This is a genomic window from Clostridium sp. AM34-9AC (assembly GCF_003480225.1).
Lineage (GTDB): Bacteria > Bacillota > Clostridia > Lachnospirales > Lachnospiraceae > Acetatifactor > Acetatifactor acetigignens.
The window spans coordinates 1-12,602 of the sequence record NZ_QUIU01000042.1; the positions used below are offsets into that span (position 1 = coordinate 1).

At 42.7% G+C, this 12,602-nt stretch carries 19 protein-coding genes; 5 read left to right on the top strand and 14 right to left on the bottom strand.

Features of this window, described 5'->3' with window-relative positions; translation table 11 throughout:
* Positions 1-118: 118 nt before the first annotated feature.
* The 13 genes from DW835_RS16930 to DW835_RS16980 all read right to left on the bottom strand — a co-directional run bounded on the left by DW835_RS16930 (position 119) and on the right by DW835_RS16980 (position 7,632).
* Complete coding sequence (locus DW835_RS16930) at positions 119-535, bottom strand: helix-turn-helix transcriptional regulator (RefSeq protein WP_118731468.1); 417 nt, start codon at positions 533-535, stop codon at positions 119-121.
* Between the two features lie 267 nt (positions 536-802).
* A complete protein-coding gene (locus tag DW835_RS16935; RefSeq protein ID WP_118539766.1) occupies positions 803-1,429 on the bottom strand; it encodes an esterase in 627 nt (208 codons plus the stop codon).
* A gap of 47 nt (positions 1,430-1,476) precedes the next feature.
* Positions 1,477-2,001 (bottom strand): hypothetical protein, encoded by a 525-nt coding sequence (locus DW835_RS16940; protein WP_118731469.1) that lies wholly within the window; start codon positions 1,999-2,001, stop codon positions 1,477-1,479.
* Positions 2,002-2,026: 25 nt separating this feature from the next.
* On the bottom strand, positions 2,027-2,593 hold the full coding sequence (locus DW835_RS16945; protein ID WP_118692831.1) for an NUDIX hydrolase: 567 nt from the start codon (positions 2,591-2,593) through the stop codon (positions 2,027-2,029).
* Positions 2,590-3,204 (bottom strand): 2-dehydropantoate 2-reductase, encoded by a 615-nt coding sequence (locus DW835_RS16950; RefSeq protein WP_118731470.1) that lies wholly within the window; start codon positions 3,202-3,204, stop codon positions 2,590-2,592. Before DW835_RS16950 ends, DW835_RS16945 begins: the two co-directional genes overlap by 4 nt.
* 26 nt (positions 3,205-3,230) lie before the next feature.
* Positions 3,231-4,088: an N-acetyltransferase gene (locus tag DW835_RS16955; RefSeq protein ID WP_118731471.1), complete on the bottom strand. Its 858-nt coding sequence runs from the start codon at positions 4,086-4,088 to the stop codon at positions 3,231-3,233.
* 206 nt (positions 4,089-4,294) lie between these two features.
* The gene (locus DW835_RS18750; RefSeq protein ID WP_347559401.1) at positions 4,295-4,633 is read right to left on the bottom strand and encodes a PDDEXK nuclease domain-containing protein; all 339 of its coding nucleotides are present in this window, start codon (positions 4,631-4,633) and stop codon (positions 4,295-4,297) included.
* Complete coding sequence (locus DW835_RS18755; protein ID WP_347559402.1) at positions 4,630-4,899, bottom strand: DUF1016 N-terminal domain-containing protein; 270 nt, start codon at positions 4,897-4,899, stop codon at positions 4,630-4,632. The genes DW835_RS18750 and DW835_RS18755 overlap by 4 nt, the downstream gene beginning before the upstream one ends.
* A gap of 30 nt (positions 4,900-4,929) precedes the next feature.
* Positions 4,930-5,097 (bottom strand): hypothetical protein, encoded by a 168-nt coding sequence (locus DW835_RS18760; RefSeq protein ID WP_347475460.1) that lies wholly within the window; start codon positions 5,095-5,097, stop codon positions 4,930-4,932.
* Positions 5,098-5,101: 4 nt separating this feature from the next.
* Positions 5,102-5,299 carry an NUDIX domain-containing protein gene (locus DW835_RS16965; RefSeq protein WP_118731472.1) on the bottom strand — a complete coding sequence of 66 codons (198 nt, stop codon included), beginning with the start codon at positions 5,297-5,299 and terminating at the stop codon, positions 5,102-5,104.
* 48 nt (positions 5,300-5,347) lie between these two features.
* Positions 5,348-5,782, bottom strand: coding sequence for an N-acetyltransferase (locus DW835_RS16970; protein ID WP_118731473.1), 435 nt, complete (start codon positions 5,780-5,782; stop codon positions 5,348-5,350).
* A gap of 30 nt (positions 5,783-5,812) precedes the next feature.
* Positions 5,813-6,955: a HAMP domain-containing sensor histidine kinase gene (locus DW835_RS16975; protein WP_118731474.1), complete on the bottom strand. Its 1,143-nt coding sequence runs from the start codon at positions 6,953-6,955 to the stop codon at positions 5,813-5,815.
* Positions 6,952-7,632: a response regulator transcription factor gene (locus DW835_RS16980; protein WP_022154558.1), complete on the bottom strand. Its 681-nt coding sequence runs from the start codon at positions 7,630-7,632 to the stop codon at positions 6,952-6,954. The genes DW835_RS16975 and DW835_RS16980 overlap by 4 nt, the downstream gene beginning before the upstream one ends.
* A 98-nt stretch (positions 7,633-7,730) precedes the next feature.
* Here DW835_RS16980 and DW835_RS16985 point away from each other — a divergent pair, with 98 nt between their 5' ends.
* The 5 genes from DW835_RS16985 to DW835_RS17005 all read left to right on the top strand — a co-directional run bounded on the left by DW835_RS16985 (position 7,731) and on the right by DW835_RS17005 (position 11,700).
* Positions 7,731-7,871, top strand: a complete 141-nt coding sequence (locus DW835_RS16985; RefSeq protein ID WP_118731475.1) for a CD1871A family CXXC motif-containing protein — start codon at positions 7,731-7,733, stop codon at positions 7,869-7,871.
* A complete protein-coding gene (locus DW835_RS16990; protein ID WP_118731476.1) occupies positions 7,864-8,727 on the top strand; it encodes a 4Fe-4S binding protein in 864 nt (287 codons plus the stop codon). Before DW835_RS16985 ends, DW835_RS16990 begins: the two co-directional genes overlap by 8 nt.
* A 33-nt stretch (positions 8,728-8,760) precedes the next feature.
* Positions 8,761-9,669 carry a TlpA disulfide reductase family protein gene (locus DW835_RS16995; protein WP_118731477.1) on the top strand — a complete coding sequence of 303 codons (909 nt, stop codon included), beginning with the start codon at positions 8,761-8,763 and terminating at the stop codon, positions 9,667-9,669.
* A 318-nt stretch (positions 9,670-9,987) separates the two neighbouring features.
* On the top strand, positions 9,988-10,989 hold the full coding sequence (locus DW835_RS17000; RefSeq protein WP_118731478.1) for a calcium/sodium antiporter: 1,002 nt from the start codon (positions 9,988-9,990) through the stop codon (positions 10,987-10,989).
* 15 nt (positions 10,990-11,004) lie between these two features.
* Positions 11,005-11,700, top strand: a complete 696-nt coding sequence (locus DW835_RS17005; RefSeq protein WP_118731479.1) for a TMEM165/GDT1 family protein — start codon at positions 11,005-11,007, stop codon at positions 11,698-11,700.
* Between the two features lie 42 nt (positions 11,701-11,742).
* On the opposite strand, the gene DW835_RS17010 is transcribed toward DW835_RS17005, so the two are convergent.
* Positions 11,743-12,525, bottom strand: a complete 783-nt coding sequence (locus DW835_RS17010; RefSeq protein WP_118539753.1) for a transcriptional regulator — start codon at positions 12,523-12,525, stop codon at positions 11,743-11,745.
* Between the last annotated feature and the right edge of the window lie 77 nt (positions 12,526-12,602).

Sequence of the window (12,602 nt, forward strand, 5' to 3'; positions counted from 1 at the left end):
AAGGGCTACGGGGATTTGATAGCATTTCTTTACTAACTCTCAATTTTGCAATCTTTACCATCAAAGCAGAAAATATGTCTATGGTGTACAAATATTATGAAAAAAGCTGAACTTCCTCCTACTTTTTATCCTTTCGCAAATACATCAAAATTCCATGGATCACTCTGCCAAGGCATGCTCCCACCACTGCCCCGGCAATGGTGATTCCCAGTATTTCCACATAGCGAAATCTGTTTGCCGAAAATGCCCATACGCATGCTACGATGCCGCACAAAACGATCAATCCGATATAGATATCTTTTATACTCTTATTCTCCCTCGAACTCCCGGATGACATCGCATCATTTCCCACCAATTCATCAATGCTTATGTCGAATTGCTTTGATAAGAGAATTAATTGCTCCGGGTTCGGCGCAGTCTCTCCTAATTCCCAGTTTGATATCGTCTGCCTTGTAACATTGATTTTTTCTGCCAGCTTCTCCTGCGAAAGCCCCTTCTTTTTTCTTAAGGTCTGAATATTATTTCCTAACTGCATCCGTCACCTCTCCTTTCGCATGAAGTATAGCATGCAATAGCTATGCAGTACTATCAACATCTCCGGGAAATTGCGCAAAGGAACTTAACATTTCCGCAAACCTCAGAGTTTCTATTGATTTACCGGTTTCTGCGGTACCAGTCAATGTTGCCTGCTCATAGTATGCCGTACCGTTACAGATATATTCGAACACCGATGCATAGTTGGTAATCCCATAGCGTCCGGAGTAGCTGTTATATCCCTCTCCTCCGATCCAATAAGCAAAATTTATGAGTTTTTCATTACCCAGGCAAATGCCTTCGCGGTCCGCAGGCCCGGATCTCTGAAATGATTCCCCGGATTCCATTCCAGCGTACTGCCGATCCCACACTGCTGCAGCCACGCATGTGCCTCCCGGATACAGTCACCTACAGTAGCCATAACAGGATTTTTCGTCTTTTCCTCTTTGTCCCCCAGGCTTAAGTAAACTGCCCGACTCTGATTCTCGTGCTCTTTCATATAGGGCAGAAACCCTGGGAACCACACCGAGGGCGATGCCGCCGCTATCCCCGCAAACCGATCCGTCTGATAAGATGCCCACAGAGAAAACAACCCTGCAAGAGAATATCCTCCAAGATAATAAGTTTTACTTTCATCCGAGCATAAACGCAAAATTTCTTCTAACAACGAGGCTGCACCATCGCCAAAATCCTCTTTTCCGAACACCGCCGGTGATCGCCACGGAGACAGATCGAGGTTCCAGTCATCCACCTTCACCGCAATCATTTGAAAATCCAATGCTGTCAGTTTCCGGATCTGTGCCACTTCGCCCTCTATTTCCGGAAGATCATGATCTCCCACGGGCTGGATCAAAACAATGGGAGCCTCCGGATTCCCATATTTATATTTAGTCATGCCGTCCTCTTTCTCTATCAAATATCCTTTTCTATCAAGTATCCATTCTATTTTATCAGTTTCAGAATCCTTTGCCTGTTATATCGCTGCATGATCACAAACATCATATCAAACATGGCCGCAAGGATCGATGTAATGATAAATGCCGGATATCCACCCAGCCAATGACCTGCCACAATCGGTGCAAAGCTGAGCACTACGATCGTCTCATGCCCCAGTTCCGCCTGACATGTGACCTGCGCTATTTCCTCCCAGGTGTGTTGTCTCGGATCAAACAGGCTGGGATTATAGGTAGGCATACAATTCTTCCATTTTTTCACACGCAGCTTTTCATATAATTTCATTTCGGATTTACTTACCTGATACCAGTGTTTTCTGTAATCTGCCCTGTTATGCATGATAGAATTGTAGATAAATGCTACCACCCATCGCATGATAAAATGATAAGCAGTGGTTCCAAAGGTAATGGCAATCGTCAGCCAGATTTCTAACAAAGTTTTTTGATATAAAATAGCCGTGACCATGGTTCCGATCAGGAACACGACAGGCGCTGCCTTTAAAAAATTTATCATAGGTCATTCTCCGTTTTTTCCAACTTCATATACCCATTTTCTTAATGAGTTTTGAATAAATATGTTCCACGAACCACGGTTCCGTAGATTTCTCCAAAGCATCTTCCGGAGAGAACCACATCACTCCACTATTCTCATCGGCTTTTACGGATACCTGCTCTTCCGAATCTGCCTCCAGTAAATACGTGATATTCAGATGCAAATGGCTGGACACATAGTTCCCTTTTTTCACATGTCCATCCACTGTCAGAGATTCCAGAGAGAAAATCTCCTCTGATACCGGTCTCACATTGGAAATTCCCGCCTCCTCTTTCACTTCCCGGATGGCAACGGACAGCAGATCCGTCTCCCCATCCGCATGTCCTCCCAACCAGGACCAGGAATTATAAATATTATGATATACCATAAGTACCTTGCTTCTGTCCTTATTTACCACCCATGCGGAAGCCGTAATATGCGCAACTGTATTTTCTCTGGAAAATGCGTTCTCATTGTTCCTGATCCATCCCAGGATCAAAGCTTTGTCCTTTTCTTCCTGTTCATTGAATGGGGGATAGTTTTCTATTTGTCTGATGGAATCCTCACGTGTCATTTGGTTATCTCCCTATTTTCAAACAGCCGGTCAATCTCCTGCCAGTCCGTACATCTCACAAATCTGTCATTGGGAAGCTCTGCCCGGCTGTTCCATGGCCGGTCGAACACGGCTATCCTGCAGTTGTCAAAATGCATTACATGCTCAAACGCCGCCGGAGAATCCTCTACCGCAAAATCAAAGGTCATGTTGTAAAGTTCCGCCAATGTCATATTATATCTATAATCCTGTTTCGCTGTTTCGCGCCCGTATTTGTCTACACAGAACAAGGGAACTCTTTCCAAATGATGTTCGTCAAGCCATTTCCTCGATGGTTCATAGGAATTGAACGGCCTTCCGGTAATGATAAAAACCTCGTGTCCCTGATCCACCCACTTATTAATTGCTTCGGAAGCCCCCGGAGTCTCCTCGTAATTCAGTAGATTTTCCGGCAAATGCCCTGCCTTCATTAGAGCTTCATACTGCTCATCATTTAGATCAAATGATTTCTGGAGATTAAAAAACTGAACCTGCCGGTAAGGAACGTCAATACCGAACATTTCTTTTGCAATTTTCGTAAAATATTCAGCGGTTTCACATAATACATCGTCAAAATCTATGTAGATTTTCATTATTTCTTTTCTCCTATACCTTCGCATTATTCTTCTAATAGATTTTTAAACACCATTGTGATTTCCGACTCTCCCCCATGGTTCCATTTAAACCTAACATCACTTCCTGCCTTTGGTTTTTCATTAATATCCCCCGCCAATTTTGCAGGAATGAGTTTTTCCCAATAACGTACATTATATATATCATTTTCTACAGATTCAACCACACCTAAATGTTGCTCAAAAATCTGCATAAAACCCTCCTTAACTTTTACTTTGCGGTACTCGGGAAACTCTTCACTGATTCTAAGCAACGCTGCTTCATCACCGAGCTTTTCAAAATCAGAACTTTCAATGAGCTTTCCTCTGATTAATGAAAAATCAGCATTTAATGGTAATACCATTATTTCATCAAATGATTTTCCCCTGGCATCTGTAATTTTATATTTGGAAGCTCTCTCAAATCCAAAACGCGGATAATAATAAGGTTCTCCAATAATTACAATTCCAGCTATTCCCTGCTTTTGGGCCAGTTTTATTGTTTCACGCATAAGCGCTCCACCGATATCGTTTCCTTCCCATGTTGGTTCAACTGCTAATGGTCCAAATGTAGCAATTTCATGCCTACTTTTTCCGTCTACGATCCACGCTTTTGTGTAATATATGGCTCCGACAATCTGGCCATCAATTTCTGCAATTCGGCTTATTTCCGGTATGTATTCTTGAGAATCACGAATAATGCGAGTCAATAAATGCTCCGTGCATCCGGGCCAATATTTATTCCAAAAGCTTCTCATTATCATTAATTCCGTTTTTTTATAATCTTCTTCGGTCTCTTGTCTAATGATTAAATTATTTATCATTGTATCCTTTTCCACTCCACAGGCCTCAATTTTCCTAACCATTTAAAACTAAAATTTGTCAGTTGAGTTCATTTTCCTCCTCATCATTGAAAATATACTTCGATGTTTCCTTTGCAAGGATTTTAATCTTTCAATTCTGCCTCAATCTCTTCAATTGTAGGCAAGCTTCCCTTAAATTCTTCTGGTATCAACTTAGATAATTCATAGCTGGATATTCCCAAAGGTTGACTTGTTGATTCCAGTGCATACTATGCCTCGACTTTATCCATATCTTTACAGATTAACAATCCTAAAGTTGGATTATCATTCTCTGTTTTCATTTGGTGATTAATTGCGACAACATACGTTCCAAGCTGTCCGGCATAAGATGAGTCAAATTTACCTGTCTTAATTTCTACAACTACATAGCAATGTCTTTGTGTATTGTAAAACAACATATCGATGAATTTCTCTACTTCCCCCACTGTGATACGGACTTCGCGCCCCATATAAGCGAATCCTGTTCCGAGTTCTATTAGAAAGTTGTTTACTTTATTAATTAATGCATCCTTTAATTCCTTTTCATCATATTGTTCCCGTAATGTCAAAAAATCAAAATTGTACGGATCCTTTGTAATTGCCTGCCCAAATCACCTTGCACTGAAGGTAATGTATTTGCAAAATTTGTTATAGCTTTTCCTTGTCTTTCAAATAAATCCGTATCTAAAAAATTTACCAGGACATCACGAGACCAATTATTTTCTAGTGTTTTTCTCACATAAAACAATGCCTTATCCACATTGTTTTTACATTTGTCTATTATTGTTCTATTATGTCCCCAAGGAATTCTAAAAACGATAGTCGAATCGTCCACAGCTTGTGGACGATTTCCGGCACAAGGATATTATTGCTTGCTCATGGTTGAAATATCTTTTCCAAGTTTCCAATAAAAACGTAGCATTTCATCATTTATTTTTACCGCTGCACGAATTTGGCTCCTTTTAAATTCATTTGATATTTCTGTTATCCAATCTTTGTATGATTCACCATCGACAATAACCAATTTCTCCATTATTTCATTCCCCTCTATAAATTATTTTTTTCCGTTTCACCACAACTTTTATCACCGCATCCACGATGGATTCCCCCGGCTCGATATGACCTCCCGGAAGTGTATATCCCTTCCAGTCATTTTTTATTCTGTCCTGTAACAAGTATCTGCCATTTTTATGTATTAAGCATAAAACGGTAAGTTCGACGCTTTCTGTTCTCATTTACTTTCTCCTGCAATGTTTTCGACAATTTGGGAATCTCCACTCTTCCTACAAAGAATTTCCACACTGCCATACCATTACATAGTCTTTTTCTCTGGTAACTTCATCCAATCCTTCTCGTTGAATTTCAAAACCTTCTCGTTGATAAAAGTGAATTGCACGTGTATTCTTTTGGTAAACATTTAAGTATAATTTTGTCTTTTTTTCTTTTACAAAATTCAACAGGAGCTTACCTATACCCTGCGACTGCATTTCATCACGAACAAAAATGCCTTCCATATATTCATCATTTAACCCTATAAAGCCTTCTATCTGGCAGTCATTCTCATACACATAGACCTCTGCCTGTGGCAACATTTCTTTCACTAAATTAATATTATCTTTCCAATATTGACCCGGAATAAAATAATGTGCTTTTAAGTTGGTATCTAACCATATATCAACAACTCGTTCGATATCTGCTTTTTGTAATACTCTGATCATACTTCTTCAAACACCCTGTTCTGCTACAATTTACAAAACCACCTCGAAGATCGTCCCTCCGGATGGATTGGACTTCACCGTAATATTGCCATCATGCACTCTTACAATTTCACGAACCAGGGCAAGTCCCAGCCCTACTCCACCAAGCTCCCGGCTTCTGGATTTGTCCACCCGGAAAAACGGTTCGAACACGCGCTCCTTAAGTTCCTCAGGGATTCCGGCTCCCGTATCCTCCACTGACAGATACACATGTTTTTCCTTCCGGTCTGCGGTTACTGTGACCTGCCCGCCCGAATGATTATATTTTATGGCATTCTCAACAAGATTGTATACCAGCCGGTAAATAAGGATGTCACTTCCGACCATCGTTATATCCTTGCATTTTCCGATCAGTCTTATATTTTTGCCCTCTGCAAGAGGTTCCAGATCCTCCAAAACCTCATCCACCAGAGCATCTAAGATGATTTCATCATCCCGTCCTACTGTCTGAAGCTCACTCATGTCGAGAAGTGTCTTTACCATTTTGTTGAGTCTGTCGTTCTGTTCGGTAACCATCTTTATCATCTGTACCGTGTCTGCATCATTGTCCGGATGACTGTTGGAATGATACAAATCAAGCTGTACCTGCATCAGGGCTAATGGCGTACGAAGCTCATGGGCTGCATTTGCAGTAAATTGTCTCTGTATCTCAAATGCATCCGAGAGGCGTTCCAGCATACGGTTATACGAAACGCTAAGCTGGTTCAGTTCCTTCACCTGGTTTTCTTCTATCCGTGAATCTGCCAGATTTTGCGCCTGCACCTTTTCGATCTTGTCAGAAAGCTCTCTGATCGGTCTGAGTGCATGCCCACTTATAAAATAGGTAGCCACTCCACCCAGAAGAGCCAATACTGCTGAAATGATCAGGCTGTTTTTCCTGTAATCCGCCTTATTATTATACACCTGAACAGAAAAGTCATTGGCGAACTCATCCCATTTGTCCTCCGGAATGCTGATGTATATTTCCTCCGCATCGTCCGGCTGATCATCTCCCTGTGTATCCACAGCCTCCTGCAGAGAATCCATATAATATACACCGTTTTTATAGACGAGCATCGTCACGCATCCACATATCACCGCTATATATAATGTAATGATGCAGGTAAGTCTCCATTGCAGCGACATTTTTTTCATCTATCGGACTCCTCTCGTATTTTATATCCTTCTCCCACCTTGTTCAGAATCGGATCATATCCCAGCACAGCCTTAAGCTTTTTTCTAAGGGAAGACATGTGTACTCTGATCGCTCCGCTAAAGCTATCCACAGATGCATCCCAGACATGCTCCATCAATTCCTCCTGGCTTACCGGCCTGCCCATGTTCAGAAGCAGATATTCCAGAATACCATTTTCTTTTCTTGTCAGGGATACCATTTCTCCTTTTGCATAAGCCTCACGCCTTACGGTATCGAACTTTATCTCACCGCTTTCCAGACATACATCCTTCTGCACAAACTTCCTTCTGGTCAGGCTTCTGATACGTGCCTCAAGCTCCTGTAGATGGAATGGTTTTTCCATATAATCATTTGCCCCTGCATCCAGCGCCTCAACCTTATCCGCTATCTGCCCCCTTGCAGATAATATAAGAACCTTCGTCTCCTCATTTTCCTGCCTGAGTTCCTTCAGGATCTCCATTCCATCCATGCCGGGCAGATTCAGATCAAGAACGACCAGATCATAGTTCTCCGTCAGGATACCTGCAAGAGCTTCTTCCCCATCATAGCAGGTATCCACCTCATATCCTGCGTCATACAGACTTTTCGCAACTGTATCACATATTTCTTTTTCATCCTCAACAATGAATAATCTCAAAATTCCTTCCCGCCTTAACAAAGATTTTACAACAATTATTGTATAATAGCGAAGTCAGCTGGTCAATAAATACCACGATCGAAAGGAGTAACAATAACTTGAAGTGCAGAAAAATATCTCAGATCGTTCTGCTCGTCACCGGGATCACTATGATCGGCTACGGTGCAGTCAGAGGCGAAGCTGCTGTCGTGCTTAGTAAAGCAATAAAATTATGTCTGGAGTGTGTCGGAATTGGATAAGAGAAAAAAATCACTGTCAGGGCAGACAGCCGGGATACGCGGGTGGATACAGGCTGCTGCCACACTGCTTACTAATATTCACATCCCTAATTTTTTTAAGGGCAAAATATATCAGGGAAACGCTAAGACCGTATGTGTACCGGGATTAAATTGTTATTCCTGTCCTGCTGCCACTGGAGCATGCCCCATTGGCGCATTTCAGGCGGTGATCGGATCCTCCCGATTTAAATTTTCATATTACGTCACGGGATTTTTTATTTTACTGGGTGTGACACTTGGAAGATTTATCTGTGGATTTTTGTGTCCGTTTGGATGGTTTCAGGATTTACTTCATAAAATCCCGGGAAAAAAATTTTCCACAGCCGGACTGAAGCCGCTAAGATATCTGAAATATATGATTCTTATCGTTTTCGTTATCCTTCTGCCGCTGCTCGTAACGAACTCTATAGGAATGGGCGACCCTTTCTTCTGTAAATATATTTGTCCACAGGGCGTTCTGGAGGGAGCCATCCCGCTTTCCCTGGGAAATGCAGCCATACGGTCCGCACTTGGAAAACTCTTTACTTGGAAATGCTTTATTTTGATCACAGTTGTCGTGTTAAGCATTTTATTTTACAGACCCTTCTGTAAATGGATCTGTCCTCTTGGCGCGATCTACTCACTGTTTAATAAGGTCAGCCTTCTTAAAATCAAGGTGGAGGACAGCAAATGTATCGGTTGTGGTCAATGTTCAAAGGTATGCAAAATGGATGTGGATGTGTGCAAGCATCCGGATCATCCGGAATGCATACGGTGCGGAGCCTGCATCAAGGCTTGTCCCAAGGATGCGATCCATTACCGGTTTATGGGAAAATAATCTTATTACTATTACTTAAAGGAGAAATCGATCATGAAAACAAACAAAAAATTCCTTACTATTTTAACACTGTGCATAGCTTTATTGCTTACAGCCTGCGGCGCAACGGATGCCGCCGGCACAGACAAAACCAATGAGTCTCTGACGGAAACCGGCACCGTATCCGCAGACAGCTCCAACACAGCGCTGAATGATCTGTATCAGCAGGAGAATCAGATTTTTGCAGATCATGAGGCTGTATGGAACAAGCTATTCGGCATGATGAGCAAAAGTAATGCTGATCCCAGCGGAAATTATGCTGATTATCTGGCTGATACCGCCGAAGCAAACAAGGACTCCTTTACAGAGGATGAATGGAAAACACTTACGGATGATATGGAAACCATACGGAAAATCGAAGAACAGATCGCAGGACTGGAACAGGGAACTACCGCAGCCGATCATACTGCTCCGGGAAACAATTCCGAAGCTGACTCTCCCTTCCGGAATTTCTCCGGTCAGGATTTTGATGGTAATTCTGTCGATGAAAGCCTGTTTTCCGCCAATGCAGTAACCGTTGTCAATTTCTGGTTTACCGGCTGTAAGCCCTGTGTTGCTGAGTTGTCTATGCTGAACGAATTAAACAATACGCTCAAAGAAATGGGGGGCGAAGTAATCGGCATCAATACCGAAACCTTCGACGGCAATGAAGCCGCCATAAAAGAAGCTGCCGCCGTTCTTGAAAGCCAGGGTGCACAGTACCGCAATCTTTCCATTGACTCTGCTTCCGATGCAGGTAAATATGCTTCTGATATTATGGCATTTCCTACAACAATACTTGTCGACAGAAATGGCAATATTGTAGGGGATCCGATCCTTGGGGGCATTGATAACCAGGATAACTATGACTCTCTGATGCAGCAGATTCAATCGGTAATTGATGCAGACAGCGCAAACCAATAATGCAAAACATCCCTCTAAGATTTCTTCATTCAGCTGTTGACACCTGCAATTCTTTTTGATATTATTTATCAAGAAATGAATATTCCATGAGGGAGTAGTTAGCACGAAGGTGTGATTTGTCAACATTCTGGTTATAATTTTAGAGTATAATCTGGCAAATCTTAAATAATGAGACTCATGTATATCTCTTAACGGTCTGTGTATAATACACACTGGCAGATAATTGATATACATGAGTCTTTTTTATCTCTGTCGGTAGTTATCATCGCACAGCTTTCGGCTGACAACACTGTAATGGATCACGCAAAGGAGAAAAACATGGAGAAACTTATTAACAATGCCCCGTTTGCCCTTGTTCTTGTATTCCTTGTAATCGGTTTTATACTGCTTATTAAGGGTGCGGACTTTTTCGTAGAAGGAAGCTCCAGTGTGGCGAAGAGACTGCATGTTCCATCTATCATTATCGGACTTACCATCGTAGCAATGGGAACCTCTCTTCCGGAGACAGCGGTCAGTGTATCGGCTTCCCTCGCAGGCAATAATGAACTTGCAGTCAGTAATGTCGTCGGTTCCAATATCTTTAATCTGATGGTCGTGATCGGCGTATGTGCAATGATCGCCACTGTTGAGGTTGCGCGGGAAACTATCCGGAGAGACATCCCCCTCTCCCTGATCTGCGCCGGTCTTTTACTGCTTTTGGGAATTATCGGACTTGGTGATCCGGCCAAAATGACACTGGGACATTTCGATGGTGTGATATTCATAGGTCTTTTTGCCGGATATATCTTCTACATGATCAGAATTGCCTTAAAAGCAAATAAAGAAGGAAAAAAAGTAGAGATTGAGGGCGGTTCCGATGAAGAGATCAAGCTGATCTCCGTGCCGCTCAGCATTATTTTCATCATCGGCGGTGCTGCTGCGATCGCCTTCGGTGGGGATCTCACTGTCGATGCTGCATCCAGAATCGCTAGTGACCTGGGAATGACCCAGACACTGATCGGACTTACCATCGTTTCCATCGGTACATCCCTTCCGGAGCTTGTGACTTCCATTGTTGCAGCCAGAAAAAATGAAGTCGATATGGCACTGGGTAATGCCATCGGTTCCAACGTATTTAACATTCTGATGGTACTGGGTATCGCTTCCGCCATCAGCCCCATCAGCATCATTACGGAAAACATCATTGATCTGTGTGTGCTGATCGCATTTACTGTGTGTGTATGGATCTTTGCAGGAAGCAAAAAGAAAATCGGAAGAGTCGAAGGCTTCTGTATGGTGGCTCTTTACGCAGTATATGCAGTGTATATCATAATCAGATAAATGAGGGCCATACAAATGATATTGTTTTTTAAGGTATTTCTCACGGAATTCATCGCAGAGATGGGCGACAAGACACAGCTTATGCTGATCGCCCTTACTTCGAAATACAAATTAAGAGATATTATATTGGGAACCGCTGCCGCAATCCTGGTGCTGAACGGCCTGGCCGTTCTCGCCGGCGGGCTTGTCAGCGAATTCATCCCTGCCTGGCTCATCAAGGTCATTGCTGCACTTGCATTTCTGTATTTTGCCGCATCCACACTTGCAGGCAGCAATGATGAAGAAGATGAGGGCAGCGGCAGATCCGGAATCCGGTTTGCACCGCTTGCGGTTTTCTGTACCTTTTTCGTAGCAGAGCTCGGAGACAAGACACAGCTTACCGCCATCACCTTTGGTGCCAATGAAGGTATGAGTTCCGCACTGATCGTATGGCTCGGCTGTTCTCTGGGACTGTTTCTAGCAGACATCCTGGGAATGCTTTTAGGCTATCTGTTAAAGAGCAGGACTCCGGAAGGACTGCTCAATACTCTCGCCTTCGCCATCTTCTCAGTATTCGGTGTCTTCACACTGTATCAGGGACTGAAGCTCATCAATACAGATATCCGTTCCATACCGGTACTGCCGATACTGATCGTCGCAACGATTGCTTTTGCCGGTATCTGTATGTACCTGTTTTTAAAGAGAGAGAAAAAGGCAAAAGCAGCAAACTAAAAACGAACCCCATTCTGTTTTCACGGAATGGGGTTTATTTATCTATTCCGTTCGGAACTCAAAAGAAAAATAGTACACATAATCATCCATTTCAAGGGCATCCAGCTGGTCGTTCACAATATAACTAAAATCAAAAGTTCTCGCTTCGTCATTATCATAGATCAGCGCAAGAAGCGGCTGCTGTTCATCATAGACAATATCTGTTTTCTCCTGAATTTCCGTTGCAGCTCTTCCATATCCATAGTGCTCTCCTTCCGGAACATCCTCCAGGATTGGGATTAGCATATCTCCCTGCGATTCATCATCTGCAATAATAATTTTCACGGTACGATCCTTAAACTGCGGTACAATAATAATCGTTCCATTCTGCGGTGAATCCATTCCTTCATACGAAAGCCCTGCCCTTTGTCTGTCTACCAGCTTTCCCTCCCGGTATTGCCAAATATGAATATATAGAGTTTTAAATTCATTCGTTGCCGTGTATTTATACATAAAGGCACCGTCTACGCCTGACAGCATTTCCGCCGTTTTCATTTCAATACTGTCCTTGTCCACCGGAACGATAAAGTTCTGTGGCATATTTTTCCGGAATATCATGATTCCGACCGTCAAAACAACAATCGCCGCCGTGACAAGCAGAATATCTATAATGTATTTCAATCGTTTTTGCTTCTGCTTACTGTCCGTTGCCAGCCCGATAATATTTTCTTCCGATTTTTTGGCAATATTTTCCCGGACAATATCTTCTCCTGCCAGGAATTCATTGATGCTGATACCGAGGATCTGGCAGAGTTCCGAATAGACGGATACATCCGGCAGACACACGCCCGTTTCCCTTAATTAAAGATATTGTTGGGTAAAAAAAGAAAGGTCAGTCGATTTTGCCGATGAAGCGGTAGTAG